Origin of the sequence: Mucilaginibacter rivuli (assembly GCF_019391655.1) — a bacterium.
In the GTDB taxonomy this organism is placed as follows: Bacteria; Bacteroidota; Bacteroidia; order Sphingobacteriales; family Sphingobacteriaceae; genus Mucilaginibacter; species Mucilaginibacter rivuli.
Map to the genome: position 1 here is coordinate 111,382 of NZ_JAHXPQ010000001.1, position 26,450 is coordinate 137,831.

Annotated in this window: 28 protein-coding genes; 18 read left to right on the top strand and 10 right to left on the bottom strand. The window is 43.2% G+C overall.

Going from position 1 to position 26,450, the window contains the following annotated elements:
- Positions 1–438: 438 nt before the first annotated feature.
- From KXQ82_RS00545 to KXQ82_RS00555, 3 genes are all read left to right on the top strand, one after another.
- Positions 439–1,509, top strand: coding sequence for a hypothetical protein (locus KXQ82_RS00545; protein WP_219485868.1), 1,071 nt, complete (start codon positions 439–441; stop codon positions 1,507–1,509).
- A 125-nt stretch (positions 1,510–1,634) separates the two neighbouring features.
- Positions 1,635–2,015, top strand: a complete 381-nt coding sequence (locus KXQ82_RS00550; protein ID WP_219485870.1) for a hypothetical protein — start codon at positions 1,635–1,637, stop codon at positions 2,013–2,015.
- 572 nt (positions 2,016–2,587) lie between these two features.
- Positions 2,588–3,154, top strand: coding sequence for a C40 family peptidase (locus KXQ82_RS00555; RefSeq protein ID WP_219485872.1), 567 nt, complete (start codon positions 2,588–2,590; stop codon positions 3,152–3,154).
- Between the two features lie 194 nt (positions 3,155–3,348).
- Here KXQ82_RS00555 and KXQ82_RS00560 read toward each other — a convergent pair whose 3' ends face one another.
- On the bottom strand, positions 3,349–3,969 hold the full coding sequence (locus tag KXQ82_RS00560) for a polysaccharide deacetylase family protein (protein ID WP_219485875.1): 621 nt from the start codon (positions 3,967–3,969) through the stop codon (positions 3,349–3,351).
- A 93-nt stretch (positions 3,970–4,062) separates the two neighbouring features.
- Between KXQ82_RS00560 and KXQ82_RS00565 the strand changes: the two genes are divergently transcribed.
- From KXQ82_RS00565 to KXQ82_RS00590, 7 genes are all read left to right on the top strand, one after another.
- Positions 4,063–5,460: a TolC family protein gene (locus KXQ82_RS00565; RefSeq protein WP_219485876.1), complete on the top strand. Its 1,398-nt coding sequence runs from the start codon at positions 4,063–4,065 to the stop codon at positions 5,458–5,460.
- 96 nt (positions 5,461–5,556) lie between these two features.
- Positions 5,557–6,900, top strand: coding sequence for an efflux RND transporter periplasmic adaptor subunit (locus tag KXQ82_RS00570; RefSeq protein WP_219485877.1), 1,344 nt, complete (start codon positions 5,557–5,559; stop codon positions 6,898–6,900).
- 226 nt (positions 6,901–7,126) lie between these two features.
- Positions 7,127–8,137: an NAD(P)H-dependent glycerol-3-phosphate dehydrogenase gene (locus KXQ82_RS00575; protein ID WP_219485878.1), complete on the top strand. Its 1,011-nt coding sequence runs from the start codon at positions 7,127–7,129 to the stop codon at positions 8,135–8,137.
- 34 nt (positions 8,138–8,171) lie between these two features.
- Complete coding sequence (locus tag KXQ82_RS00580) at positions 8,172–8,495, top strand: hypothetical protein (RefSeq protein ID WP_219485879.1); 324 nt, start codon at positions 8,172–8,174, stop codon at positions 8,493–8,495.
- Between the two features lie 79 nt (positions 8,496–8,574).
- The gene (locus tag KXQ82_RS00585) at positions 8,575–8,802 is read left to right on the top strand and encodes a UPF0175 family protein (protein WP_219485880.1); all 228 of its coding nucleotides are present in this window, start codon (positions 8,575–8,577) and stop codon (positions 8,800–8,802) included.
- Positions 8,786–8,998 carry a PIN domain-containing protein gene (locus KXQ82_RS20020; protein WP_500796413.1) on the top strand — a complete coding sequence of 71 codons (213 nt, stop codon included), beginning with the start codon at positions 8,786–8,788 and terminating at the stop codon, positions 8,996–8,998. The genes KXQ82_RS00585 and KXQ82_RS20020 overlap by 17 nt, the downstream gene beginning before the upstream one ends.
- Complete coding sequence (locus KXQ82_RS00590; protein WP_500796414.1) at positions 8,961–9,251, top strand: PIN domain-containing protein; 291 nt, start codon at positions 8,961–8,963, stop codon at positions 9,249–9,251. The genes KXQ82_RS20020 and KXQ82_RS00590 overlap by 38 nt, the downstream gene beginning before the upstream one ends.
- An 89-nt stretch (positions 9,252–9,340) precedes the next feature.
- On the opposite strand, the gene KXQ82_RS00595 is transcribed toward KXQ82_RS00590, so the two are convergent.
- The 3 genes from KXQ82_RS00595 to carA form a co-directional block, all read right to left on the bottom strand.
- Positions 9,341–11,197: a DEAD/DEAH box helicase gene (locus tag KXQ82_RS00595; protein WP_219485882.1), complete on the bottom strand. Its 1,857-nt coding sequence runs from the start codon at positions 11,195–11,197 to the stop codon at positions 9,341–9,343.
- 139 nt (positions 11,198–11,336) lie between these two features.
- The gene (locus tag KXQ82_RS00600; RefSeq protein ID WP_219485883.1) at positions 11,337–11,537 is read right to left on the bottom strand and encodes a hypothetical protein; all 201 of its coding nucleotides are present in this window, start codon (positions 11,535–11,537) and stop codon (positions 11,337–11,339) included.
- A gap of 116 nt (positions 11,538–11,653) precedes the next feature.
- Entirely contained in the window at positions 11,654–12,751 is a 1,098-nt protein-coding gene (gene carA / locus KXQ82_RS00605; protein WP_219485885.1) for a glutamine-hydrolyzing carbamoyl-phosphate synthase small subunit, read from the bottom strand.
- Positions 12,752–12,994: 243 nt separating this feature from the next.
- On the opposite strand from carA, the gene panB reads away from it, so the two are divergent.
- Both panB and KXQ82_RS00615 read left to right on the top strand, forming a co-directional pair.
- Positions 12,995–13,810 carry a 3-methyl-2-oxobutanoate hydroxymethyltransferase gene (panB, locus tag KXQ82_RS00610; RefSeq protein WP_219485886.1) on the top strand — a complete coding sequence of 272 codons (816 nt, stop codon included), beginning with the start codon at positions 12,995–12,997 and terminating at the stop codon, positions 13,808–13,810.
- Between the two features lie 2 nt (positions 13,811–13,812).
- Entirely contained in the window at positions 13,813–14,565 is a 753-nt protein-coding gene (locus KXQ82_RS00615; RefSeq protein WP_255563331.1) for an RluA family pseudouridine synthase, read from the top strand.
- Between the two features lie 4 nt (positions 14,566–14,569).
- Here the strand turns inward: KXQ82_RS00615 and KXQ82_RS00620 are convergent, their stop codons facing one another.
- The 4 genes from KXQ82_RS00620 to KXQ82_RS00635 form a co-directional block, all read right to left on the bottom strand.
- Positions 14,570–14,803 carry a hypothetical protein gene (locus tag KXQ82_RS00620; RefSeq protein WP_219485888.1) on the bottom strand — a complete coding sequence of 78 codons (234 nt, stop codon included), beginning with the start codon at positions 14,801–14,803 and terminating at the stop codon, positions 14,570–14,572.
- A gap of 75 nt (positions 14,804–14,878) precedes the next feature.
- The gene (locus KXQ82_RS00625; protein ID WP_219485890.1) at positions 14,879–16,105 is read right to left on the bottom strand and encodes a family 8 glycosyl hydrolase; all 1,227 of its coding nucleotides are present in this window, start codon (positions 16,103–16,105) and stop codon (positions 14,879–14,881) included.
- Positions 16,106–16,140: 35 nt separating this feature from the next.
- Positions 16,141–17,133, bottom strand: a complete 993-nt coding sequence (gene yiaK, locus KXQ82_RS00630; protein WP_219485892.1) for a 3-dehydro-L-gulonate 2-dehydrogenase — start codon at positions 17,131–17,133, stop codon at positions 16,141–16,143.
- Positions 17,134–17,624: 491 nt separating this feature from the next.
- The gene (locus KXQ82_RS00635; RefSeq protein ID WP_219485894.1) at positions 17,625–17,990 is read right to left on the bottom strand and encodes a hypothetical protein; all 366 of its coding nucleotides are present in this window, start codon (positions 17,988–17,990) and stop codon (positions 17,625–17,627) included.
- 23 nt (positions 17,991–18,013) lie between these two features.
- Here KXQ82_RS00635 and KXQ82_RS00640 point away from each other — a divergent pair, with 23 nt between their 5' ends.
- The 5 genes from KXQ82_RS00640 (at position 18,014) to KXQ82_RS00660 (ending at position 22,405) form a co-directional block, all read left to right on the top strand.
- Entirely contained in the window at positions 18,014–19,105 is a 1,092-nt protein-coding gene (locus KXQ82_RS00640; protein ID WP_219485896.1) for a terminase small subunit, read from the top strand.
- 422 nt (positions 19,106–19,527) lie between these two features.
- Entirely contained in the window at positions 19,528–20,472 is a 945-nt protein-coding gene (locus KXQ82_RS00645; RefSeq protein WP_219485898.1) for a Smr/MutS family protein, read from the top strand.
- A 205-nt stretch (positions 20,473–20,677) separates the two neighbouring features.
- Positions 20,678–21,751 (top strand): 3-oxoacyl-ACP synthase III family protein, encoded by a 1,074-nt coding sequence (locus KXQ82_RS00650; protein ID WP_219485900.1) that lies wholly within the window; start codon positions 20,678–20,680, stop codon positions 21,749–21,751.
- A gap of 79 nt (positions 21,752–21,830) precedes the next feature.
- Positions 21,831–22,025 (top strand): cold-shock protein, encoded by a 195-nt coding sequence (locus KXQ82_RS00655; protein ID WP_219485902.1) that lies wholly within the window; start codon positions 21,831–21,833, stop codon positions 22,023–22,025.
- A gap of 191 nt (positions 22,026–22,216) precedes the next feature.
- Positions 22,217–22,405, top strand: coding sequence for a cold-shock protein (locus tag KXQ82_RS00660; protein WP_219485904.1), 189 nt, complete (start codon positions 22,217–22,219; stop codon positions 22,403–22,405).
- Positions 22,406–22,485: 80 nt separating this feature from the next.
- On the opposite strand, the gene KXQ82_RS00665 is transcribed toward KXQ82_RS00660, so the two are convergent.
- On the bottom strand, positions 22,486–23,916 hold the full coding sequence (locus tag KXQ82_RS00665; protein WP_219485905.1) for an ATP-binding protein: 1,431 nt from the start codon (positions 23,914–23,916) through the stop codon (positions 22,486–22,488).
- A gap of 164 nt (positions 23,917–24,080) precedes the next feature.
- On the opposite strand from KXQ82_RS00665, the gene KXQ82_RS00670 reads away from it, so the two are divergent.
- The gene (locus tag KXQ82_RS00670; protein ID WP_219485906.1) at positions 24,081–25,742 is read left to right on the top strand and encodes an ArnT family glycosyltransferase; all 1,662 of its coding nucleotides are present in this window, start codon (positions 24,081–24,083) and stop codon (positions 25,740–25,742) included.
- 94 nt (positions 25,743–25,836) lie between these two features.
- Here KXQ82_RS00670 and purN read toward each other — a convergent pair whose 3' ends face one another.
- Positions 25,837–26,415: a phosphoribosylglycinamide formyltransferase gene (purN, locus tag KXQ82_RS00675; RefSeq protein ID WP_219485907.1), complete on the bottom strand. Its 579-nt coding sequence runs from the start codon at positions 26,413–26,415 to the stop codon at positions 25,837–25,839.
- Positions 26,416–26,450 lie beyond the last annotated feature (35 nt).

The window sequence follows — 26,450 nt, forward strand, 5'->3', positions numbered from 1 at the left end:
TTTAAGGATTTTGATGATGATAAATACGTTCAAAAGTATGTTATGAACAAGTGTGAAGAAATAAATCAAGAGTTTAAAGTAGTGTCTTTATTAGACTTCAAAAAACGGGAGTCAATATGTAAATTTTATGAAGAGGCTCATAAATTTACTTCACACCTTAATAAAACCCTTTAATATTTTAACCTCCTTCTCCATGGGTCGATGCTTCCAGCTTCGTCCTAAAATGTCTCAAGCTTTCAGCTTAACCTCGCAAGCAGGATGCTTGCAACATTGCGGTTAGGACTAAGTTGAAAACTTCGACCAGTTAATGCATGAAGAGATTCTTTCAGGCTGAGCCCAACAGCCAATAAGCCAAAATCATTTTTTTTCGCCACCAAGGCAACGCTTATTTATTATTCGCAGTTATATCCATCAATACCTATTTCTAAAACAAGTTTAATGATGATGAGATCTGTACTAAAATTTATTGCCCTTCCTTTAATTCTTTCGTTGCTGTTAATATCCTGCTGTAAAAAGAGTAATCCTTCGCCCGATGCACCGTTAAGCCCAACTAACCAATGGGCCAGGCTCACTACAATACCCGGTGAAAATATATCCGCGCTGGAGATCATTAATGATGTGATCTATGCCGGGTCGGCAACTTCAAGAAAAGTTTATATGAGTGCTGATAACGGCGCCACATGGGCGGTATCAGCGCAAATCGAACCCGGCATAGTTTCAGCCATTCCAGACATACATATAACGGCCCTGGCTGTGTTCGGTAATAAAATATACGCAGGTACCGATTATAATATCTATTCGAGCAACGACAATGGCAAAACCTGGGCGGATGCCGGAAACCCAACGGAGATGGTAACTTCTTTTGCCACGTGGAACGGTAACCTGTACGCTTCATCTTATCGCAGTGGTGTACTGAAGTTAAATACGATTACAAACCGGTGGGAGTCTTTTACAAACGGGATAACATACCCTGGTTTTGATAATACAGCTACTAAGGTTATAGCTACCGGTACGGATATATTTGCAGCAACCGCATACAGTTTTGCAACCTACAGTACCGCGCAGCAAGCGTGGGTACGTAAAGCGTATTATAATCATGCTACGTATAGCACTAATACATGGTGGTCTGATTATACAATAGATATGGTTTACAACCAGGGCACCCTTTTAGGGCAGGTGTATATGGAGTACCCTACCCAGCAGCTAATTATGCGTAGTGATAACCAGGGAACAAGCTGGGCCGCGGATACGCTTAGATTGAAAACAGATATAACAAAATACCTTATGCATGGGCTATTGGTGGGCAGCAGTAAATATTACTCCATCAGTAACCAGGATACCATAGCAGTAGGTACGTGGATACAGCAGCGTGATAAAGCTGCCCCCGCGGGTACAACCTGGGCAAACGGCGAGGAGTTTTTACCCGGAATAAGCACGGCCGTAATTCGCGAAAATAACGGGGTGCTATTTTTAGCTACGAATAAGGGCCTTTATTATCGCAAAAGCTAAATTTTGCAAGTGCAATTGTGAATTTTAGCAATACCTACAACAGGGTATTTTTACCCTTTTATAGGCTTCAATTTTGAAGTTATGTTTTTTTGCCGTAACATAGCTTACCTAATGTAATCCGACGTTTGAAAACAGTAACATATTATACACAGAAAAAGGCTATTATCCTGTCATTATCGGCGGTGTATTTGCTGATGTGCATTGTTATTTTATTTGTGATGCCTAAAAGCAACAACGGTTGGTTTGCCAATACAAATAAAATAGGCTACGCTAAAATTTCGAACGGGGGCTTTAAAGGTGTGAAAAACACCATTAAACGTACCGATAAGGTTTCAACGTCAACCAGAAAATCGCTTTGCAGTATTCATTCATTTGTTTTTAAAATGGTTTACAGGCATACTTTACCTGTAGAAACTACAAACCAAAACAGGTATGCTAAAGTTAGTACCCACCCAACGGTACCTGTAAAATTTGGCTGCCTGCTCAATTGTTGCCGGCGAATTTGATATTCCTTTATTTCCGGTTGATAGGATGCTGATAGCGCTACGGCGTTCGTCATACTATTATTCATCATTACCGGAACGCCATTACCACAATCAAACTGTTAATAATTTAAAGGCGGGCCGTTTTTTTTATTTAAATAAAGGGATAGAATGCAGATCATAACACAAGGACATGATCCTTCATGTGAATATTGTCATCAGGAGATGGACAGGATAAAAAGGCCAATGCTGGTAAAGTTATTTGTTTTTGGCTTGCCGCTGCAGCGGTTCCGCTGCCGGTATTGCTATAAAAAGAGTTATGTTTTTTTTACAAGACATTATCACAAAACTATAAGCATAGCCACCAAAACAGGTAATACAACCGATTAGATATAGAGAAGAGCGATGTACAAAAAGTTTATTATAATAACGCCTGCTGATAGTAAAAACATAGCGAGGGTAAAGCTGGTACTGCAATACCTGCAATCGTTGCCTGTTTTTACAAAGTTACTTTGGCTTATGGCGGGGGTGCTAACCACACTGTTTTTTTGTTGGGACTAATATGATGCAATTAATGCTGGACGGATTTTTGTACCATGCAGTGTATGAAGGTTTATGCCCCGGTAAGTTGGATGTTAATTGCGTTGTTTTTAGCCTGCACCAGGCCGGGGGGCGGTACTGATTATGAAAGTAATTTGGGTGATACTGTTTTAACCGCTGCGCCTAAAGCCCCTATTACCATAATAACCGGCAGCACTACACCTGCCGAGGTAACAGATTTTGCGAAAACGCTGAATGGTATACCGTACAAATATGCTTCGATAAACCCGGCCGATGGTTTTGATTGCTCGGGATTTATTACTTATGTATTTAATCATTTTGGGATAAGTGTACCGCGGAGTTCGGTTGATTTTACTACGGTGCAACGTGAGGTGAAAGAAAAGGAAGCCAAACCCGGCGACCTGGTACTGTTTACCGGTACAGACAGTACTACCCATATTGTAGGGCATATGGGCATAGTTTTACATAACGGGCCTGCCGGCTTTATATTTATTCATTCCACATCGGGCAGGGCAAATGGTGTTACCGAAACTTTATTGAACGATGATTACCAGCACAGGTATGTTAAAACTGTCAGGGTTTTCCCGCAGAACGATCAATAAAAAGAGGCAGGAAACAAGAATCAGGATGCAAGACAAGCTAAAAAATAACTGTCTTTTTCAAACTATGTCATTGCGAGAAGTGCTTCTATCAGCACGACGTGGCAATCTCAGCGACAGGTAACCCATAAGCAATACTCGTCACTTTCTCGGTGATTGCCACGTCGTTCCTCCTCGCAATGACATACTTACATGTTTTATCCCAGCGCCTTAAACTGGTACCCTTTTTTTGCCCAGTATTTCAGGGCGCGGGGTAGTACGTATTCGAGACGGGGGAAAGCTTTCAGGCTATCGTGGAAAACGATGATAGAACCCGGCTCGGTCGAAGTGAGCACATCTTTAAGGCAAACTTCGGGTTTGAGCTTAATATCAAAATCGCCACTCAATACATCCCACATAATGATATTAACGTTATCTTTCAGTTCTTTTATTGCCGATATCTGGTTGCGTTTGATGCGCCCGTATGGCGGGCGGAAAAGCCGGCTGTGTACCAGATCATCACACTGTTTAAAGTTATCGGCATAAAGTTGGGTATCGGTGTTCCAGCCACGCAGGTGGTTAAAGGTATGGTTACCTATGGCATGCCCGTCGGCGGTAACCTGTTCAAATATGTCGGGATGTTTTTGTATATTATCGCCAATGCAAAAAAAGGTGGCTTTGGCGTTGTATTGTTTTAAAGTTTTTAATACAAATGGTGTAACAATGGGTATAGGCCCGTCGTCAAAGGTTAAATAAATGCTATTTTGAGCCCTGTCTAAATTCCATATCAAATTGGGATACAGCTTTTTTAGCAATAGTGGGGTCTTAATGAGGTACATTGGTTAACAAATAGTTTACAAAGGTATCTTTAATTGGTAAATAATAAATTACAATCAGGCAAAAAAAATTATCCTGGTGGCATAAAACGGAACATGAAAACAGGCTTACCTTATCCACATCAAACAAAAAGCGCCTTTATAGCAATTTGTATTTGCTTTTTGCTGATGTCTGCCACAGCTTTTAAAAGCGATGCGCAAACAGTAATAACCCTGCAAAAGGCAGTGCAGCTTACGCTGGATAATAACCTGCAGATCAAACAATCGCAGTTTAACGAGGCTATAGATAACGAAAACTACAAGCAGGCTAAAAATAATCGCCTGCCAAACCTGTCGGCTAACCCGCAGGCATCGTTCAATTTTGGCCGCAGTGTCGATCCGTCAACCAATCAATTTGTTAACCAGAGTATTTTTGGCTTAAGCGGAAACGTATCATCGCAGGTATTGCTTTTCCAGGGTGGCTTATTGCGTAACCAGATATTAGAGAGCAAGCTGTTACTTGATGTAGATAAAAGCAACACGGCCAAGGTAAAGAACGACCTTGTGCTGAATGTAATTACTACTTACCTGCAGGTACTATCAAACCAGGACCTGGTTAAAGCTGCCGAACAGCAAATAGATATAGCAAACCAAACCTTAGATAAAGTACAAAAGAATTTTGATGTGGGTAACAATACCCTGGCCGATCTGTCGCAATCAAAAGCGACGGTATCCACATCACAGCTTAATTTAACCACGGCTCAAAACCAACTGGATATTTCGATACTGACTTTAAAACAGTTTATGGAAATGGACCCTGCCACACAAATAGCGGTAGAACGCCCCGATATTAGCAAGTTAACCGATGTGAAAACCATGTACGACGCCCAGGCTGTTTTTAACAGCGCGTTGGCCGTTAACCCCGATGTGCGTTTGGCCACAGTGCAAAAGCAAGCTGCCGAGCAAAACATAGCGGTAGCAAAAAGTTATTATTATCCAAGTTTGGCCATGTTTGGGTCGTTCGGGTCAAACTATTCAAACGCGCGTAAGCTAACCACTACCGGGCCGGGTGGTGTGGTGTTTGTGCCTTACCCTTTTACCGACCAGATAAGCGATAACTTTAACCAATCTTTAGGTGTATCCTTACAGATACCCATATTTACCAGGTTTGCTACACGCACCAATGTGAAAAAAGCGCAGATCAATTTTCAACTATCGCAGGTGTCAGAGCAGTTGGCTAAAAACAACCTGAACAAAACCATAGCGCAGGCAGTGCTGGATGTACGTGCGGCTGATAAAAAATACATATCGGCACAGCAAACCTTTCAATCAAATAAAGACGCTTATAATGTAACACAGCAACGTTATACTGTAGGCTTGGTAAATTCGCTGGACTATAATACAGCCCTGACAAACCTGAACAAATCTGAATTTGATATGATACAGGCCCGGTACGAGGTAATATTCCGTAGTAAGGTGATCGATTATTACCTGGGGAATACGATAACGTTGTAAGGGGGATGTTGAAAGGTTGAAATGTTAAAAAATTGAATTAATAAAATAGAGATAAATCCGAAATCGAAAATCCGATATCCGAAATAAAAAGAAATTATGGGAAAGACTACTAAATATATACTGATAGCACTTGGCGTAGTTGTAGTGCTGCTAATTGTTTTAAAATCGGCAGGTATAATTGGCAAGCCGGCGCTTACGCAGGTAGCGGTTGAAAAGGCAGATAAGCGCAATATTGTTGAAACAGTTTCGGCAAGCGGTAAGATCAAACCCGAGGTGGAGATCAAGATCAGTTCGGAAGTTTCGGGCGAGATAGTAGAGTTGCCGATAAAAGAAGGCGATGTGGTAAAGAAAGGCCAGTTGCTGTGTAAAGTTCGCCCGGATATTTTGAAATCGGGTTATGAGCGTGCTGTGGCATCATACAATACCCAAAAAGCGAGTGTGGGCAATGCAGGCCAGATGCTGGCACAATCGCAAGCCAATTTCCAAAACTCAGAAGCAAAATATAAAAGGAGCAAAGAGCTGTTCGCCAAAAAAGTGTTATCAGCAGCAGAAATGGATGCCGCTACGGCGGAGTACCAATCGGCAAAAGCATCGCTTGAGGCGGCCCGCCAAAGCCAGATCGGCTCTAACTATGGTTTAGCACAATCGGCCGCGTCGGTAAAAGAAGCCAGCGATAACTTAGCTAAAACCACCATTTACTCGCCGGTTGATGGGGTTGTATCCAAATTATCAGTTGAAAAAGGCGAGCGTGTATTGGGTACCGTACAAAACGTAGGTACCGAGATCATGACGATATCTGACCTGAGCACACTGGATGTAAATGTTGATGTGAACGAAAACGATATTAACCGTGTTACCCTCGGCGATTCGGCTAAGATACAGGTGGACGCTTTTTTGGGTAAAAACTTTGCAGGTGTGGTGCGCGAAATAGGTAGCTCGGCCAATGTGGTAGGTACCAGTGCCGACCAGGTGACCAATTTTACCGTTAAGATCAGGATATCACCGGAGTCTTACGCTAAACTGGTTCCGGTGGGTTCGAAAAATCCATCGCCATTTAAACCGGGCTTATCGGCTACGGTTGATATACAAACCAACCAAACCATGGCCATGTCGGTACCAATACAATCGGTAACTACCCGCATCGAAAAGAAAAATGACCCAAGTGCGCCTAAAGCTGATGATAAAAAAATTAAAACCACCAGCGATGTAGTAAAGGAATACGTATTTGTTTACCAGCCTGCTACCGCTACTGTAAAACAGGTATTGGTTACCACCGGGATACAAAACGATACTTACATACAGGTATTAAGCGGGCTGAATGGCGGCGAAGAAGTTGTTTCGGGGCCATACTCGGCGATTACAAAAACACTGAACGACAAGATGAAGGTGGAAAAAGTTGACAAATCAAAATTGTTTGCAACCGACGCTGATAAGAAATAGGTTTTAGTTCCCCTCTCGAGAGGGGGTGCGAAGGTATCTGCGGTGGCAGGGGTGTGTTATTCGGCATGCATGTAGCAAATGACACACCCCTGCCCCTCTCAAGAGGGGAGCCCAACACACAGTGCCGATTTATCGTTAGGAAATAGATTATCTGCACAATAATTGCTTATTTTGTCCTGCTGTAAAGAGTCAACCAATCTCTTCGCAGCAGGACATTTTACTTTCAATGGATATAGCAAACAGGAAAAAGATAACCGTAGTAGGCGGGGGCAGCTGGGCCACAGCTAATATTAAAATGCTGAGCGATAACGTGGTAGATAAAGATATCTACTGGTGGATGCGTAGCGAAGAGGCCGTTGAGCATATCCATAAATACAAGCATAACCCGCATTATTTGAGCTCGGTTGAGATCAGGGTGCCTGCGCAGCATATATCCACCAACCTGAAGGACCTGATCGCTAAAGGCGACTATATCCTGCTAAACGTACCCGCCGCCTTTTTGAAAGACGCGCTGAAAGACATAACACCTGATGACTTTAAGGGCAAAAAGATCATATCGGCAATTAAAGGTATTGTACCGGATGAGAACCAGATCATCGGTGATTTTTTGAACCAGCATTATAACATACCCTTCGAAAACTTTGTGGTGATAAGCGGCCCCTGCCATGCCGAAGAAGTGGCGTTGGAAAAGCTATCTTACCTTACCATTGCTTCGCGAGATGCTGACCTTGCCGCAACCTTTGCGGGGATGCTGCGTACCCGCTACATCAAAACCAACGAGAGCGATGATATTTATGGTACCGAGTATTCGGCTGTGCTCAAAAACATATATGCCATTGCCAGCGGTATTTGCCATGGTGTTGGGTATGGAGATAACTTTCAATCGGTACTGATATCAAATGCCATCCGCGAGATCAAGTATTTTGTGGATGCTGTACACCCGATAGACAGGGATATTAATGAATCGGCTTACCTGGGCGACTTGCTGGTTACAGCATACTCGCAGTTTAGCCGTAACCGTACTTTTGGGAATATGATAGGGAAGGGCTATACCGTAAAATCGGCCCAGTTGGAGATGAATATGGTTGCCGAAGGATATTATGCAGTAAATTGCCTACACCAGGTTAATAAAGTGTACAAGGTAAACATGCCTATATGCAGGGCAGTATATGCTATTTTGTATCAGAAACGCTCCCCGGTACTCGAAATGCAACATTTGGCCGAAGAATTGAGTTAGCATACCTGCTGAACTTAATTGGGAGGTATAACAAATGAAAAATTACATCTTAATACTCATACATATAGCCGGGGCCGCTATACTTTTTACAGCGGCATGCAGCAGCAGTCCGGTATCTACTAAGCTAAAAGGCGAGTGGCATTCCACCGATGGCGCTACTATTCTTAAAATAACAAATAAGGCATTTACTTTAGATAGCGACTCCCCTATTGCGGAAGATTATTTTGTAAAACAGGATACCATATTTACCAGTTTCGAAGGTGCTTTACCCTACACCAAATTTGTTGTAAGGAAAGTAGACGACCACGAGTTAAAACTGGAATACCCGGATTCGGCATTGGTGGTGTTTAACAGGTAAGAATATTGAAACTCGCTGAAGCCTATCAGTATTTTAAATATCAGATACTTTGCTTACCTTTAAGTGTAATTTTCACAACATGACTACATTAACATTACAGGTTCCGGAAGCGCTTGAAAATGAGCACGACGAAACTGTCCGTTTGATAGCAGCCAAATTATACGAATCCGGCAAGATATCATTAGGCCAGGCTGCCGAAATGTGTAATATGAAGAAGTGGGACTTTGCCGAAATTCTAATCAAATACGGAGTACATTACTTTAATGATAGTGCCGAAGCTGCTATAGCCGATGCTAAAGGGATATAAGGTAATTATTACTGATACGAGTTGCTTTAGCCTTCTGTTTAAACTTAACGCTCTTGACCTGCTAAATCAGTTATTTCCTGAAGTTATTACAACACCAGAAGTTGTTGCTGAATTTAGGCATCAATTACCCAATTGGGTCTTGATTAAGCAGGTAGAAAATAAACCCCCTTCAAAAGCAGTTTTTAGATCATGTTGACCTTGGCGAAGCGAGTGCTATAGCCCTTGCTTCTGAAATACCTTATGATTTTATTGTTTTGGATGACGCAGCAGCGCGAAGATTTGCCGAAGGATTAGGTTTAACAGTAAAGGGAACCATAGGTTTACTTTTGATTGCGAAGAAGAGCGGCTTGATACCATCCCTTAAGCCCTACTTTGACAATATTCAGCAAACTAATTTCAGAATAGCGCAAAGCATTATTGACCGTGTATTAAAAGACGCAGGAGAATAAATCCCAAAAAGCAAAAACCCCGGCTATCGCCAGGGCTTTGCTAAACTAAACTTAAACCTATGTTCCCGCATGCAGGAACAAACTAACAACTAAGGCCTTCTGCGGCGTTCGCCACCACCATTACCGGAGCTGCGATCTTCGCGGCGTTTGCCCGAGAAATCGCGGAAGCCACCACCTGAGTTACCGCCTTCGCGGCGCTCACGGGGAGCACCGCCACTGTAACCACCTTCTCTGCGGCCACCACCACTATAACTGCCACCTTCGCGGCGTTTAAAGTCGCGGTTACCACCACCTTCACGGCGTTCGCTGGTGCCTTCGCCACTTACTTCTATACGTACAGGGCGTCCGTTAAATTCGGCGCCTTTAAAGCCTTCAAATACTTTGTCCGACTCTTCATTTGGTACTTCAAAGAATGAGAATACACCTTTCAAGTCTATCTTACCTACAATGCGACCGCTAATCTTAGCAGTGTTGCAAATGTAGTTTAACAGGTCGCCGCGACTAAAGTCGTCAACCGAACCTAAGTTGATAAACAACCTTGTGTATTCTGATTTGCCACCTGCAGCGCGTGGAGCACGTTCGCCGCGCTCGCCACGGTCATCGCGTAAGCGATCGTCAGCAGGAGCGTTCAAATCAGGGGCATTCTTATAATATTCTAAAAAGCGGTTAAACTCGATAGACGCGAAACGTTTGATCACATCCTCTTTGCTCAACTCTTTAAACTCATCCATGATGCGTGGCAGGTATTGCTCTATCTGCTGCTCGTTCACTTCTACGTTATGTACTTTGTGAACAATGGCGAACAATTGTTTCTCGCAAACATCAAAACCGTTAGGTATCTCTGCTTTTGTGAATTTTTTACCTATAATGCGTTCAATGTGACGGATCTTACCTAACTCTTTTGAGTTGATGATGGCGATAGACACACCAGTTTTACCGGCACGTGCGGTACGGCCGCTACGGTGGGTGTAGTTCTCAACCTCATCGGGTAACGAGTAGTTAATAACGTGCGTAACATCGTTCACATCAATACCACGTGCGGCAACATCGGTAGCAATTAATAATTGCAGGCTGCGCTCGCGGTAGCGTTTCATTACCTTATCGCGTTGTTGTTGTGATAAGTCGCCGTGCAAAGCATCAGCGTTGTAACCATCTTTAATTAACGATTCGGCAATTTCCTGGGTCTCAATTTTGGTACGGCAAAATACGATACCGAAAATTTCGGGATTGAAATCAACGATACGTTTAAAGGCAGCGTATTTATCACGTGCACGAACGATATAATATTCGTGCTCAATGTTTACGTTACCTGTGTTCTTTTCGCCCATAGTCAGCTCGAACGGATCGGTCATGTATTTTTTTGCGATACGACGAACTTCGGTAGGCATGGTAGCCGAGAACAACCATGTTTTTTTGTCTTCGGGTGTGGTAGACAGGATACTGTCGATGTCTTCCTGGAAGCCCATGTTGAGCATTTCGTCAGCTTCATCCAGCACTACGAATTGTACTTCCGAAAAGTTGATGGCTTTACGGTTGATAATATCGAGCATACGGCCTGGCGTAGCTACTACAATTTGCACGCCGCGTTTAATCTGGCGTAACTGATCAGAAATATTAGCTCCGCCATACACAGCCACAACGTTAACGTTGGTCATGTTTTTAGAGTAATTTTTGATGTCGTTGGTGATCTGTAAACACAGTTCACGTGTAGGGCAAAGGATGAGTGCCTGAGGATGATTTTCTTCGAAATCAAGCAATTCTAACAGTGGCAATCCGAAGGCGGCGGTTTTCCCGGTCCCTGTTTGGGCTAATCCGACAAAATCGTTGCTGCCTGTTAACAATACCGGGATAGATTGCTCCTGGATTGGCGTAGGATTTTCGAATCCTAACTCAGAGATGGCATTAACAATATCATGACGGATCCCAAGTGTACTAAATGGGTTCATGAAATATTTAAAAAACGTATTTAGCTATATTGCTAAATCGGCTGCAAAGGTACGTTTATTTAATTAGAAAAGCAACGGATAGCTAACTAATTGAAATTAAAGCAATTTGATGACAAAGGAAGGAGTGTGATAGGCAGACCTAAGAAGCTAAATAACGTATTGTGCGTACTTCTTCCATTATATCGTCTTCGGATATTTTAAAGTCAGGTAGGTTCGCATCTATCAATTTCCAACGTTCAGCAAAAGTTCGCTCACTGATCTGCTCGAACACATCTAATTGTTCGGGCTTAGAAAGCTTGTTGAACAGTTGAAGCACCTTTGTTTTATCGGCGGTTTGCATTTTTATTTATTTTCAATTAAAGTTACTGGTTTTTTAATAATTATCAAATAACGAAATAACAACAAAGCCCGGCAAAATATTGCCAGGCTTTGTCAAATATGTTAATTTGAATGCTATTACCCTATCATCTCCACAAAATCATCAAACAAATACCTCGAATCGTGCGGGCCGGGGGATGACTCGGGGTGGTATTGTACCGAGAAGGCTTTTTTGCCTTTTACGCGGATGCCTTCTATCGATTGATCGTTCAGGTTGATGTGGGTAATCTCAACTTTATCCGACGCGCGGACAGCATCAGGCACTACACCAAAACCATGGTTTTGCGATGTTACTTCGCAATGGTTTTTGATGATATTTTTAACCGGGTGGTTTAAACCGCGGTGGCCATTGTGCATTTTTTTGGTTGGGATATCATTTGCCAAAGCCAATAATTGGTGGCCAAGGCAAATACCGAACATTGGTTTATCGGCCGCTAATATTTCTTTTACAGTAGCAACAGCGTAAGGCATTGCCGATGGGTCGCCGGGGCCGTTAGAGATAAAGTAACCATCCGGTGCAAATTCTTCCATCTCTTTGAAAGATGTTTTTGCCGGGAATACTTTAGCATAAACATCACGTTCCGAGAAATTACGCAGGATGTTTTTCTTCACACCTAAATCTAATACTGCAACCTTCTTGCTTGCATTTTCATCACCAAAAAAGTAAGTTTCTTTTGTTGATACCTGCGATGAAAGCTCCAGCCCGTCCATTGATGGTACCGCAGCTAATTTTGCTTTTAATTCTTCAATGTCGGTAATTTCTGATGATATGATAGCGTTCATGGCACCCTTATCGCGGATGTGGCGAACCAGTTGGCGGGTATCGATATCAGATATCGATACGATATTTTGCTCCTGGAAGTAATCCTGGATGGATTCGGTAGCGCTTTTGCGGCTGTAGGCGATGTTGTAATTTTTACAAACCAGGCCTGCAATTTGAATATTATCCGACTCAACTTCATCTGCCTGGATACCATAATTGCCAATGTGCGCGTTGGTGGTTACCATAATTTGCCCGAAGTAAGATGGATCGGTAAAAATTTCCTGGTAGCCCGTCATGCCGGTATTAAAGCATATTTCGCCGGTAGTAGTTCCAATCTTTCCGGCGGCTTTGCCATAAAAAACGGTGCCATCGGCCAGTAATAGTATTGCAGGTAATTTGGTGAAATTAGTCATTTGATGAAAATTGCAGGGATTGTAAAAACAGCGGAAATGCAGTTAATTGTCCGCCAAATGTGTTTGAAAAAATGAAGTATGGAACTCCTGTATTCACAAAAGACAAAGGTAGTGATTATTTCGGATATCGGAATTTCGATTTCGAATTTTTTGAATTTTGACTTTGCACTTATCAATAATTCCGGCATCGGACATCACACATCCAAAATAATGATATAACTTTGGCATTCAGAACCAATCATTATGTCAGTACATAAAGAAGTTAAAAGGATAACCACACACATTTTACAGGAAATGAAACAGCGCGGCGAAAAAATAGCCATGCTGACAGCTTACGATTACTCGATGGCCACCATTGTTGATGCCGCGGGGATTGATGTGATATTGGTTGGCGATTCCGCTTCGAACGTAATGGCGGGCCATGAAACCACGCTGCCCATTACCCTTGATCAGATGATATACCATGCATCCAGCGTAGTGCGTGCTATTAAAAGGGCCTTGGTAGTTGTTGATCTTCCTTTTGGGTCTTACCAGGGCAACTCTAAGGAGGCTTTGGCATCGGCTATCCGTATCATGAAAGAATCGGGCGCGCATGCGGTTAAAATAGAAGGTGGTTTAGAAATTGCCGAATCGGTAAGCCGCATTTTAACCGCGGGTATCCCGGTAATGGGGCATTTAGGTTTAACACCACAATCCATTTATAAATTCGGTACCTATACGGTAAGGGCTAAGGAAGAAGCCGAAGCAAGAAAATTGGTTGAAGATGCATTGAAGCTACAGGAACTGGGCTGTTTTTCTATTGTGTTAGAAAAAATACCGGCAACGCTGGCAAAAAAAGTGAGCGACCAGTTAACTATACCCACCATTGGTATTGGCGCAGGCCAGCATTGCGATGGACAGGTATTAGTAATACATGATATGCTGGGGCTGAACAAAGGTTTCCGTCCGCGCTTTTTGCGCCAGTATGCCAGTTTGTACGATGTGATGAACGATGCCATACAAGGCTATATCAGTGATGTGAAAGCTAAGGATTTCCCGAGTGAGAAAGAGCAGTATTAATTATGAGTTCCAACTTCGCTAACAGACCCGAAAACAAAAAGGTTAAATTTGAAAGCCAGCCTGCTTATGATATCACCGATAAGGATATCCTTTACGAGGATAATCACCTTATCGCGGTAAACAAACGCGCCGGCGATATTGTGCAGGTTGATGATACGGGCGATGAATCATTAGATGAAAAGGTAAAAAAATATATTGCCGCTAAATACAACAAACCTAACGGCGCTTTTTTAGGTGTGATACACCGCTTAGACAGGCCGGTGAGCGGCATCATTATGTTTGCTAAAACAAGCAAGGCGCTGGAGCGGATGAATGCCCTTTTTAAAGGCCGCGAAGTACATAAAACCTATTTGGCTGTAGTGCGTAACAGGCCAAAGCCGGAGCAAGGCAACCTGGTACATTGGCTGGTTAAAAACCCGCAAAAAAATGTAACCAAAGCGCACGACAAAGAAGTAAATGGCAGCCTGCGCTCGGAGTTGAACTACAAGCTGATCGGTGAGCTTAACGGCTATTACTTAATTGAGGTTGACCCGATAACGGGCCGCCCGCACCAGATAAGGGTACAGCTATCTACGTTAGATTGCCCGATAGTTGGCGATAATAAATATGGTTACCCCCGCGGCAGCCTCAAAAAAAGTATTTGCCTGCACTCAAGGCGCATCCAATTTATCCATCCAATAAAAAAGGAGCCAATAGATATCTACGCTCCTTTACCTAAAGACGGTTTTTGGGAAAAATTTGAAAGCCTGTTATAAGCGCTTACAAATCGTCAAAATCGTCGTCGTCGTCATCGTCTATATCAAAGTCGATGTCTTTATCAATTTTTAACAATTCGGCATCGTTGGCGTCTTCGTCCAGATCGTCATCATCAAAATCGATCTCATCTTCTTCGTTATCGTCATCATCATCTTCATCATCAGGGCCAATATTCATTGGCAGATCATGTAGCATAACAATTGCTTCTTCAGTGTTTTCGGTGGTGTAGAATGACATGGGGTATGTGCTTTATTTCAAGTTTGAATTTCGTGCTAAAAATATCTCTTTAACTTAAATCTGCAAAAAAAAGTATCATTTAGGTGGCCAATAATTACCCGACAGTATGATCATGTTCAACATCTTTATGCTATTATCGTAGTAATCAAAGTCATCTAACGTAAAGTTAACTATATAATCCCATAATTTATTTAACCAAACCTGGTTTTTTGCATCAACCATTGCAGCAACGGCAAAAGGTGCTATAAAGCTCATGGCTTCAAAATAATGACCCTTAATGTCATTCCCCGCAAGGGTGTAGCCTGCCGAAATATTGTCGGGGTCATCCCTGGTAGTGCCACGCAACCAGGTGTTTACACGGTCGGTAAAAGCTTTTGCATGCATATCGCCATACATTAAATAGTCGGTAGCAAGCCGCCATGGTACACGGCAGGCGTTATAACTGTAAGCGCCATCGTAAACCGATTCTAAAAATTTTGGCCCGGCAGGTTTAGGCTTTTTATTTACGTTCCGGATAAAATCGGGTACCAAACCCGCATCGGGGCTGTACTTATCCTGCATCAGTTTAAACAGTTTATAGTTGTTGATGATGGTCTTGTTCCACCTCAGGTCGCCTGTTGCTAAACTGAATGCCTTAAAATTGGCGGGCATAAAATCGGATGCGCGGGTATCAAAATAATCTTTGCTATCGTACTCAACAGCATTGCTTAGCAGTGGCGCAAAGGTTTTAGGGTTAATTTCCTGCTTCATTATGGCGTTTATCATGGCCAGGGCCTCGGCGCGGTAGTTTATTTCGCCGGTGCTGCCCCATTGCTTATCAGCCAGTAAAAGCGAGTAGGCAATATCCATATCACCATCGGTAGCGCTGCTGCCATCAATATCTTTACAATTACTGTTTTGCGCCCAGGCCATCAGGCGTGGGGCGCGCTTGCTGGGGTGGGCTTTATAGTAACGGTATAAACCATCGTAAGTGGTTTTTGCGGTTTTATCAAAGCCGGCCATCAGGGCAACTATCACCATGCCGTAACCCTGCCCTTCGGATACGCATTGCTTATTGCCCTTTTTTTCGAACCAAACATATAGCTGGCCCGGTTTGCAATTGGTATGGATATAACGCGCCTTCCAGAGGATGTAGAACGACTCCACACTTTTATCCAGTTTGCGCTGTTTGACATGGTTCGGCAAAATACTGCCCGGAGTATAGCGTGCATGCTGCGGGAAAGGCAAGGCTGGTTTTTGCGCCTTAACGCTGATAAATAACAGGCATAATATGGTAAATAGCAGGTATTGTAAAAATCTCATAAACTAAATAACAGCAATATAGTTTGTTGGTTTTATTACAAACTTAAAACCTTGTTCCATATTGCCTCGTTCACGGGGATGCCTTCGCGGGTATTGCGTTCGCGGGTTTTTAGGGCGTTTTCGCCGGGGTACGCCACAACGCCGCCCTCCTTTTCGGGATTACTGGTTTTAGCGTAGCTTATGATTTGTTGTGTTATTTGCTCGGTCAATGCGGCATCGGGCTGATGAATGCAGATAAACACCTGCGATACGCCTGATTCCTTCCCGCTATCGGTAATTTTTTCGGTTGAGTTGCCTTGCGACAGGATGGTGCAAAGCAGATCGAGCATCAGGCTTAAGCCTGAGCCTTTCCAGAACCCTGCAGGCAGCATTCTTTTTGATTGGATAATAGCCGCGGCATCGGTACTCAGGTTGCCCTCCTCATCATACCCTCCCGGCAAGGGTAAAGGCTCGTTATTATTTGCCTTGTGCGATTGGAGCTTGCCATATGCAAATTGCGACATGGCCATATCCAGCACCACATGTCCGCCTTGTTTGGGTACAGCTATAACTAAAGGGTTGTTACCCAGCCGCGGATCGATGCCACCCCATGGCGGCATATTGGCAATGGTATTGGTAAAACAGATGGCTATGCAGCCCGCATTGGCAGCCTGCCAGCCATAAGTGCCGCCCCGCATCCAGTGGTTGGTGTTACGGACGGCTACGCAGCCAATGCCGTTTTGCTTTGCCAAAGCTATGGCCCTATCCATACAAAAAGTCGCGTTTAAAACGCCGGGTGCCAGGTTACCATCCCACTGCTCAATTTGGCCGAGGGTATTGAATAAAGTCGGCTCCGCATCGGGTTGTACCAGGCCATCCTGAACGTATTCAATAAAGCCGGGGAAGCGGTTGATGCCGTGGGTGTAAATGCCATCGCGGCTGTTTTCGGCAAATATGGTAGCGCATTGTTCGGCCTTGGCGGGGCTGAAGTTGTATTTTACGAGTACGCGGAGGAACTCGGCTTTTAATTGATGGAATGGTATTTTCATGATGGTGGACTTATTGGTTTCGAAATTAAGGAAAGTTTATGTTGCTTTTTTATGTCATTTAAAGCCTGTGGTCGGTGTTGTCACCGTACCACAACGGAACGGCTACGATAAGCATCATCGGGTCGCTCATAGCCGCGACAGGCTTAGTTACTTTGGAGCCCCAAAGTAACCAAAGGGCTTGTCAGTAAAAAGGCTTCTTTTCCGCACAGGCCCCGCCCTGCCTTCGCTTAAGCTACGGCGGGCAAGCGCACAAATCTGCGAAAACCTGGGCTGCAACTTTTTGCCCCCGCTTTGCGCGCTCCTGGCCTTGCTTCTGCAAAAATTGCTATGCCCTGCCAACGCTCATGGCCACCATTGTTTTCTCCGCTTTTGCCCGAAGCTGCTTTACTGACGGGGGAAGAAGCAATTTGTTTTTTCGCGTCATTGCGGGGGACGAAGCAATCTCTGCGCGATAGGTGGGCTTAAAGCAGGGTGTGAGCATTTATTGCTGGCTATTGCACACGCGACACGCGTGCGCCAGCCACGGTGGTCCGCTTGTTTACCTGCTTGGCGTTTGACTCACCCCGGCGTTGCTTCGCCGCCGACCCTCTCTTCGCCTGCGGCGGAAAGAGGGTAAAAAAATAATGGGGTTCACCCTCTTTCCCGCTTGTGGGAGAGAGGGTCAAACAGCGAAGCGCATTTGGGGTGAGTAAAACGCGCGCAAGGCTTACAAGGGCGGATGAGTTAGTTTGTTTGTAATAAAATAAACTTGCGAATAACCCATAAAATAACGATATTTGTATTTTAATTATTTCAAAAGTAATAATTATCGCCATTTGGATAAGCGCCTGCTTATCGGCGGTAAGCAACCAAACCATTAACCAAACAAACCCCAAAGCCAATGGACCAGTTTTTGAACCTCAGCCGCAAGCAGGCATTATTTTGTGAAGAGTATTTTAAGGATTTTAACGCGACTAAGGCCGCGCTGCGGGCGGGATATTCGGCAGCGACGGCGCTGAATGGGTATTTGATGACCTTGCCAAAAATCAGGTGCCACCTGCAGCAGCGGGGTGCCGAGGCGGCTGAGCGGGCGCAGGTAACGCAGCAAATGCTGCTGGCTGAACTGAAGACGGTGGGCTTTGCACGGATGAGTAATTTTTTTGGCGCGGATGGTAAACCCAAACCGATGCATGAGGTGGACGAGGATACAAAGGCGGCCTTGCTGAATTATACGGTGACGGAGGATAAGCAGGGCGCGACAACAATTAAGATCAGGATGAATAATAAGCTGTCGGCGCTGGATAAGATAGCAAAGCATATTAAATTTTACGAGGGGCAGAACATAGAGCAGGCGGCTATGTATTGGGTGGTGAGTGGACAAACCCTGGATGAGCAGGACCGTTACGATGATGATAGCTTTGCGAAGAAAGAAACGGAACAAGAGCTGGAGATAGCTAAGCGGATAACAAGGGCTGTGGCGGCTGCCGAGAAACGGATAAAGGCGGAGTTCGCGCTGAAACTGAAGCAGGTGAAAAAGGAGGCGAAGGAGAAATTGAAAAATACCCAAGAATACCCAAGGGTTGGTGTTGAGAATCAAGAGTCGAGAATCAAGAGGCAAGACGAGGGAGGACAGAATCAAGAGTCGAGAATCAAGAGGCAAGACGACGAGAGCCGGATGCCTGAGGGTGGAAGTCAGCAATCTGTGGAGCAGGGTGAGGAGCAAGGACAAGTTGTAGCGGCAGAAAGAAAGGTGTTTGGGGACAGGGAGGGGCAGTATACGGCTGAGGGGTACCTGATTAAACATGATAACCCGGACAGGGATAAGAGTTGCCCGTATTATAGTCCGTACACGGGTTTGTATATTGAGAAAAGGATGGGCAGCATGATGGTTAAAAGTTATTTGCCGGTAAAGCGGTGGTCGAGGAAGGAGGAAACTCAGCCCGGCGTTGCTTCGCCGCCGACCCTCTCTTCGCCTGCGGCGGAAAGAGGGTGAAGAAAATTTAAACAGACTTTGAAACGGAAACGCCGCTTTGTGACCTGTCGCTTTCCGCAGGGTCCCCGTTGGGAGACCCTGCGGGGACTTAAACTCACCCCGGCGTTGCTTCGCCGCCGACCCTCTCTTCGCCTGCGGCGGAAAGAGGATGAAGAAAATTTAAACGGACTTTGAAACGGAAACGCCGCTTTGTGACCTGTCGCTTTCCGCAGGGTCCCCGTTGGGAGACCCTGCGGGGACTTAAAAGACGAAGTTTTTATGATTGGGTCATTAAGTCATTGGTCATTGTGGCATTTGCGCACCGGCACATTCAAAAATCATTCGCACATCGGCACATTTGCACACTTGCACATTGGCGAGGCCCACATCGGCACACTCGCACATTAGCGAAGCATCAAACCCATTTCACTACATTTGCCCACATGAAAATAAAATTAGGTGATTTTGTGCGCTTTGTTGATGAGAAAATGGAGGGCTATGTAACCCGTATTATTGATGATGAGATGGTAGGCGTTACCGGCGATGATGATTTTGAGATCCCTGTTTTAGCAAGCAAAGTAACTACAGTACATGGCCACAAATCAACCGCGGTGGAGAGCCAGGCATTTGATGAGCGCAAGCCCGCTGATGGCGCTTTTGATACCAAAGGTGTTTATTTAGCTGTAACCACCGACCAGCGCATTGCTTCGGTAGTGCATTTTCATTTGGTGAATGAAACTTCATTTCAGTTACTAAGCACATTAACTACTGATAAATTACATAAAACCAAAGGTGAATACGCCGGCATCATCGCACCAAAATCGGCAGCAAAGGTTTACTCGGCCCCGTTGCAGGATATCCAGGTATGGCCCACCTTTAATTTACAGGTACTGTTTTATACCACGCAAAACATCGCGATACAAAAGCCATTGGTTATTAAGGAGAATTTTAAGGCCAAGGATTTTTCGGGAGCTAAAAAATTGGTGCCTTTATTAAAGGAACAGGCATGGCTGATAAGGTTAGATGAACCTGAAGTTGTTATTGATGCCGAAAAATTAAAAGAAAGTTTTTTTAAACCCGCCGAAGAAAAACGCGAAATTGAAAGGCCCGTTAACGAGATAGATCTGCACATAGAAAAACTGCGCGATGATTACCAGTTTTTAGGTAGTGCCGAGATGCTGAATATACAGCTATCGGCCTTCCGCAAAGCGTTGGATGCCGCCATAGTACACAAGCTGCCCGCCATAACTTTTATACACGGTGTAGGTAACGGCACACTAAAAACCGAGCTGCATAAAATAGTAAGCAAACACCCGCAGGTACAAACCTTTATGGATGCCCGCAAAGAAAAATTTGGCTACGGAGCTACAAAAGTGATGTTGAAATAAACTATTTGATACCAAATACCGTTTTGGTCTTAATAATAAATTCTTAGTTATTTGCTTTTATGTAAAGTATTTTGCCTAAGTTTATTTTATTAATAGAAGGATATAGTTTACAGTTAGCTATTGATTTAGTTTGAATTGCCGTTGCCGGCGATAAGAGCAGCTGTCAGTATTTACATTAGCTATCCCTTGTACCAAATAAATTTAAATGAATAACATCAAATCTATTTTTGTTGCCACCGGGAGCTATATACCCGAAAGCATCATACCAAATTCGAACTTTTTAGAACAAAACTTTTTTGAAAAAAGCGGTGAGCGTGTTGAAAAAGACAATGCCACCGTTATCGAAAAATTTAAAGATATATCGGGAATAGCCGAGCGCCGTTACGCGGCTGTTGACCAGGTAGCATCAGATATGGGATATATTGCCGCCACCAAAGCATTTAGCAGTTCGGGCATTAACCCGGAAACGATGGACTATATTATTGTTGCCCATAACTTTGGCGATGTAGCTTTTGGCAGTAACCGCAGCGATACCGTGCCTACGCTTGCATCGCGCATAAAGCAACGTTTGGGTATAAAGAACCCGGACTGTGTTGCATATGATCTGCCTTTTGGCTGCCCGGGTTGGGTACAGGGCATTATACAGGCAGATTACTTTATCCGATCGGGCGATGCTAAACGTGTTTTGGTTATCGGTACAGAAACCTTATCGCGCGTATTTGACAAGTACGACCGCGACTCGATGTTATACAGCGATGGTGCAGGTGCAACGATATTATACGCGAGTACCGATGGCGAAGCAGGGATATTGGCGCATAAAACACAAACTTATGCGATAGACCATTGCAGTTTGCTTGCCATGCAGCAATCGTACAATGATGAGCATGTGCGCGATGATATTTTTTTGAAGATGAACGGCCGCAAGTTGTATGAGTTTGCACTAACCACAGTACCTATGGTTGTTAAGGCTGCGTTAGATAAGGCGGGGGTGCACCTGTCGGAAATTAAAAAGGTACTGATACACCAGGCCAATGATAAAATGGATGCCGCTATAGTTGACAGGTTGTTTAAGCTTTATGATATGGAGTACACCGATCCGGCTATTATGCCTATGACGATATCATGGTTGGGCAACAGTTCGGTGGCTACGGTACCTACCTTGCTGGATTTGATGCTTAAAGGGAAAATTAAAGACCAGGGCATTAACCCGGGCGATAAAGTGGTGATTGCCTCGGTGGGTGCAGGCATGAATATTAACGCCGTGATATACCAGTTTTAGTTTTATAAAATTAAAAATTGCTGTTTATCAATTAATTAGTGTTACCTTGCGCGCTTATTAAAAATTAAAATACAATACAATGCAAGAGGGAACAGTAAAATTCTTCAACGGAACTAAAGGTTTCGGTTTCATCGTACCATCAAATGGCGGTGCCGAAATTTTTGTCCACACTACAGGCCTGGTTGATCAGATCCGCGAAAACGATTCAGTTACGTATGATGTTGAGAACGGTAAAAAAGGCTTAAATGCGACTAATGTGAAAGTTGTTGGTTAATTCCAAATCATCATAAAAATCGTTACAGCATCCACCAAAAAGTGGGTGCTTTTTTTATGCCTTTACACTAACAAATTGATAGTAAATGCTAAATTTTAACGTCACGCTTATCGCATAAAATCGAAAAATGCTGTTTTTTCAATAAATTAGTCTTACTTTGCAACCTTATTCAATAAATTAAATACAATATAATGAAAACTGGAGTAGTAAAATTTTTCAATGAAACTAAAGGTTTTGGATTCGTTAAAGCAGAAAACGGTGAAGAAATTTTTGTTCATGTGTCAGGCTTAATTGATCAAATCCGTGAAAACGATGAGGTTACTTTTGATGTTCAAGAAGGTAAAAAAGGCCTTAATGCGGTAAATGTAAAACTTGCTTAATAAAAAAACATTATAAATTATCGTTACAGCATCCACGAAAGTGGATGCTTTTTTTTGCCTGTTATTTTAGTAGCAAAGTATTATAGTGCATTAATTGCGCTAAGGGGCAGGCTAAACCAAAACGTTGACCCTTTTCCCTCTTCGCTGCTAACACCAATTTGGCCCTGGTGAAGTTTAATGATCTGCATGCAGATATAAAGCCCCAAACCTAAACCCTGGAAAGTATTTTTAGAGCTGTCTATCCTGTAAAAACGTTCAAATATTTTATCCTGCTCTTTTTCTGATACCCCAAGCCCGTGGTCTGTTACAGAGAAAACAAGGTCGCGCCCTTTTATTTCGGAAGTTACCTGTATTTCAAGCCCTTGCGGCGAGTATTTTATGGCGTTAGAGATAAAGTTTGTTATAACCTGGCCAATACGTTCTTTGTCGGCCGTTATCTGGTTTATCTCAGTTAAGCTTGCTTTAATGGTGTGATTAATGGTAGTTTGCTGCGCTAATTCAATAATTTCGAGTGTTATTTTATTAATATCAAATTCGGTTATGTTGAGATTTAGCTGGCCGGTTTGCAAGGTGGTAATATCAAGTAAGGATGTGATCATACGGGTAATATGATTAACCTGCTGATCCATTTTTTTAGCGATACTATAGGATGTTGTATCGGGATTGCTCTTAAAGCGGGCGCGCAGCACCTGTGTATAAGCCTTTAAACTTGTAATAGGTGTTTTTAACTCATGCGATGCAACGCCAATAAAATCTTCACGTTGCTTTTCGAGCGTTATCCGGGCTGTGATATTACTGAAGTTCGAAATAATGGCATTTACTGCAGGCTCTGCCAATAAATTAGTTGTTTTACTTTCTATCCATACCCACGAATTGTTTTTATGCTTCATGCGATGTTGTAAAATGATGGTTTTACCCGGATGCCCTGCAAGGCGATAAAACTCTTCCTTAACATCAAGTTTTTCATCGTTGTGCATCAGCGACCACGATTCAAAGCTTAAAAACTCTTCGGCAGTATAGCCTAATATATCCTCAATTGCCGGACTGCAATAGGTAGTTTGCCCATCAGCATTTACCATAATTATACCCTCTGCGCTTTTTTCTATCAAAGCCTTAAAAAGCCTGTCGGCGGTTTGTACACGCTTTATCGCGCTGGCCAGTGCGCTGCTTAATCCTATAATAAGGCTACACTCTAATATAAATAACGCATCCTGGGTAAGTTCAACCTTGCCTAATGTAATGGTATAGTATGGTGCGATGAAAAGATAGTTGCCAATAAAAAGAGCAATGATACTGGTAACTATTGCCGGCCGGCTGCCAAAGTAACGCGATACGATGATCACTACCCCAAAATAGAGCATGAACGCTATTTTTTTTCCGATGATAATGGCTAACCATAATTTGAATAAGGTAACCAATGCCAACAGCAAAACAGGCACTCCGTATTTTATATAAAACGGGCTATTAATATAGCTTTTTCCGATAGACAGTTTTTTAGTCAGCCTGGGCATTTTTTCTGAATAGGTATCTGGTGAAAGTTACGAAATTTATACGGCTAAGTCATGTTTGAATTAAAAGGCAATGCTTATTAACATTAGCAACAGCATTATAGTTTGAGCAATAAGGAGCAGAAATATGGTAAATAAAAATCTGCCTATATTTACATGCTTTATAAATGGACAAACTACAACCCGATACATCTTCAAAATGGCTTAATGCTTTAATTGCCCTGGCAGTACTGCTTAATTTTAGCGGTTTGTTTGTCCCTGTTATTGCGCCCGATGGCGCATTGTATGCTACCATTGCCAAAACAATGGCTTTGCGTAACGATTATACAAACCTGTTTGCCGAAGGCCGCAACTGGCTTGATAAGCCCCACTTTCCGTTTTGGATAACTGCACTATCATTTAAATGCTTTGGTTTTACTACATGGGCATATAAATTGCCGGGTATATTGTTTTTAATGCTTGGCGCCAGGTACACCTACCTGTTAGCTAAAAACCTGTACAACAAACAAACCGGCCTTTGGGCGGCATTGATATTGCTTACCGCCGAACATATTGTTATATCAAATAACGATGTGCGTGCCGAGCCTTATTTAACAGGGCTTATCATAGCGTCGGTTTACTATTTTTATAAAGCAAATCAAAACAAAATGTTTTGGCCCCTGGTACTGGGTAGCCTGTTTGCCGCCTGTGCCGTAATGACGAAAGGCATGTTTGCCCTGATACCTATTTGCGGTGCCATTGCGGGCGAGCTATTAATAAAAAAACAGTGGAAAGAGCTATTTAACTTTCGCTGGCTCATGGCAGGGCTGTTAATGCTCCTGTTTATTTTACCCGAAATATATTGCCTTTATCACCAGTTTGATAAACACCCCGAGCTGACTGTTTTTGGCAAGCACAATGTATCGGGCATAAAATTCTTTTTTTGGGATAGCCAGTTTGGGCGCTTTTTTAATAGCGGGCCCATAAAAGGCCATGGCGATCCTTCGTTTTTTATTCATACCACCTTATGGGCCTTTTTGCCATGGTCGTTATTGTTGTTTGCTGCAGTGTTTCAGTTCTTGAAAAATGGTATTAAAAATGTAGGTAACATGGAGTGGTATTGTATTAGCGGTTCGCTGTTAACCTTCCTGGTTTTTTCGGCATCAAAGTTTCAATTGCCTTTTTATACCAACATCATCTTTCCGTTTTATGCCATATTAACGGCTCAATATTTGCACAGTGTTAAAAGCATTAAGGCGGTACGCGTGGTGCAGATCATCGTTGTAGTATTACTGATAGCGGGTATAACAATGCTGCACTATTTTTATCAGCCCGAAACCTTCAATTGGTTTATTGCAGCCCTGTTGGTTGTGCTGTTTGTTTTAATGATATTATTGCCAGGCCGTATCACCACGGTAGCTTATCAAAAAATTGGGGTAATGACAGTTTTGGCCGCTTGTATCATTAATGTCTATTTAAACCTTGTTTTTTATCCTTCGCTGTTAAAATACCAGGCAGGTAGCGAGGCTGCTTTTTATATCAATGCGTTTAATAGCCGACAAAAGATGCCTGTTGCACAAAGCATGGGCGATTATACATATCCATTAGAGTTTTATCTGGACCAACCCTTAATTACTGTAGATATTAATGGCGCAGGCAAGCTTCCGGCAAAACCATTTTTACTATATACACCAACAGGCAATATTCAGAACCTTAAAAGCAGGGGATGGAACATAACGCAAGTGACCGAGTTTGACCGCTATTGGATAACCCGCCTTAAGCCCCAATTTTTAAACAAGGCTACGCGCGCTGCTACGTTGGAACATATAAGTCTGGTTATTGTAAGATGATCAAAGCCTGGAGTTAAAAATCAAGGTATCTTGATTATCGGCTTTTGATTCTTGTCTCACCAGCCATAGCTTTAGCGAAGGCTGGCTTCTATCTCTAAGATCTCATTTTCTTTAGCAAGCCCTCAACTACTTTGGGAAAATGGGTGTGCTCTAATTGCTGGCCCTTAAATTTCACCATTTCCAAGTCATCACCTTCATCTATACGGAAGCGTGATTGATGGATGATCTCGCCCTCGTCAAAATTTTCGTTCACAAAATGGATGGTAATGCCCGATTCTTCTTCTTTAGCAGCAAGGATGGCGTTATGTACCTTATCGCCATACATGCCTTTACCGCCATATTTGGGTAACAGCGATGGGTGGATGTTAATGATCTTGTTTGGAAATGCTTTTAATAACGATTGCGGTACAAGCCATAAAAAGCCGGCTAATACAATAAGATCAACCTGCAGGTTTTTTAATAGCCTGATTACGTCATCGGTTTCGTAAAACTCATGCCTGTCAAAAACATGCGATGGGATCTCGAAATTATCGGCCCGCTGCAATACATATGCTTCGGGGTTATTGGTTAAAATAAGCGCGACTTCGGCATCTGCATTTTTTTTAAAATGCTCCATTATTTTTTGAGCATTTGAACCAGAGCCCGAAGCAAAAATAGCGATCCGTTTTTTCAAGAATTAAGTATTTAAAATGCTTTTTTCAAATATAA

What these genes read in the sequence shown, in the direction of transcription:
- KXQ82_RS00615 (WP_255563331.1), top strand. Translation starts at nt 13,813, where the DNA reads ATGAGTTCCAACTTCGCTAACAGACCCGAAAACAAAAAGGTTAAATTT.
- KXQ82_RS00575 (WP_219485878.1), top strand. Translation starts at nt 7,127, where the DNA reads ATGGATATAGCAAACAGGAAAAAGATAACCGTAGTAGGCGGGGGCAGC.
- KXQ82_RS00665 (WP_219485905.1), bottom strand. Translation starts at nt 23,916, where the DNA reads ATGCCCAGGCTGACTAAAAAACTGTCTATCGGAAAAAGCTATATTAAT.
- KXQ82_RS00560 (WP_219485875.1), bottom strand. Translation starts at nt 3,969, where the DNA reads ATGTACCTCATTAAGACCCCACTATTGCTAAAAAAGCTGTATCCCAAT.
- KXQ82_RS00595 (WP_219485882.1), bottom strand. Translation starts at nt 11,197, where the DNA reads ATGAACCCATTTAGTACACTTGGGATCCGTCATGATATTGTTAATGCC.
- KXQ82_RS00635 (WP_219485894.1), bottom strand. Translation starts at nt 17,990, where the DNA reads ATGGTTTGGTTGCTTACCGCCGATAAGCAGGCGCTTATCCAAATGGCG.
- panB (WP_219485886.1), top strand. Translation starts at nt 12,995, where the DNA reads ATGTCAGTACATAAAGAAGTTAAAAGGATAACCACACACATTTTACAG.
- KXQ82_RS00580 (WP_219485879.1), top strand. Translation starts at nt 8,172, where the DNA reads ATGAAAAATTACATCTTAATACTCATACATATAGCCGGGGCCGCTATA.
- KXQ82_RS00555 (WP_219485872.1), top strand. Translation starts at nt 2,588, where the DNA reads ATGCAGTGTATGAAGGTTTATGCCCCGGTAAGTTGGATGTTAATTGCG.
- KXQ82_RS00640 (WP_219485896.1), top strand. Translation starts at nt 18,014, where the DNA reads ATGGACCAGTTTTTGAACCTCAGCCGCAAGCAGGCATTATTTTGTGAA.
- KXQ82_RS00655 (WP_219485902.1), top strand. Translation starts at nt 21,831, where the DNA reads ATGCAAGAGGGAACAGTAAAATTCTTCAACGGAACTAAAGGTTTCGGT.
- KXQ82_RS00565 (WP_219485876.1), top strand. Translation starts at nt 4,063, where the DNA reads ATGAAAACAGGCTTACCTTATCCACATCAAACAAAAAGCGCCTTTATA.
- yiaK (WP_219485892.1), bottom strand. Translation starts at nt 17,133, where the DNA reads ATGAAAATACCATTCCATCAATTAAAAGCCGAGTTCCTCCGCGTACTC.
- KXQ82_RS00670 (WP_219485906.1), top strand. Translation starts at nt 24,081, where the DNA reads ATGGACAAACTACAACCCGATACATCTTCAAAATGGCTTAATGCTTTA.
- KXQ82_RS00625 (WP_219485890.1), bottom strand. Translation starts at nt 16,105, where the DNA reads ATGAGATTTTTACAATACCTGCTATTTACCATATTATGCCTGTTATTT.
- KXQ82_RS00645 (WP_219485898.1), top strand. Translation starts at nt 19,528, where the DNA reads ATGAAAATAAAATTAGGTGATTTTGTGCGCTTTGTTGATGAGAAAATG.
- KXQ82_RS20020 (WP_500796413.1), top strand. Translation starts at nt 8,786, where the DNA reads ATGCTAAAGGGATATAAGGTAATTATTACTGATACGAGTTGCTTTAGC.
- KXQ82_RS00650 (WP_219485900.1), top strand. Translation starts at nt 20,678, where the DNA reads ATGAATAACATCAAATCTATTTTTGTTGCCACCGGGAGCTATATACCC.
- KXQ82_RS00570 (WP_219485877.1), top strand. Translation starts at nt 5,557, where the DNA reads ATGGGAAAGACTACTAAATATATACTGATAGCACTTGGCGTAGTTGTA.
- KXQ82_RS00620 (WP_219485888.1), bottom strand. Translation starts at nt 14,803, where the DNA reads ATGTCATTCTACACCACCGAAAACACTGAAGAAGCAATTGTTATGCTA.
- KXQ82_RS00660 (WP_219485904.1), top strand. Translation starts at nt 22,217, where the DNA reads ATGAAAACTGGAGTAGTAAAATTTTTCAATGAAACTAAAGGTTTTGGA.
- KXQ82_RS00545 (WP_219485868.1), top strand. Translation starts at nt 439, where the DNA reads ATGATGATGAGATCTGTACTAAAATTTATTGCCCTTCCTTTAATTCTT.
- carA (WP_219485885.1), bottom strand. Translation starts at nt 12,751, where the DNA reads ATGACTAATTTCACCAAATTACCTGCAATACTATTACTGGCCGATGGC.
- KXQ82_RS00585 (WP_219485880.1), top strand. Translation starts at nt 8,575, where the DNA reads ATGACTACATTAACATTACAGGTTCCGGAAGCGCTTGAAAATGAGCAC.
- KXQ82_RS00600 (WP_219485883.1), bottom strand. Translation starts at nt 11,537, where the DNA reads ATGCAAACCGCCGATAAAACAAAGGTGCTTCAACTGTTCAACAAGCTT.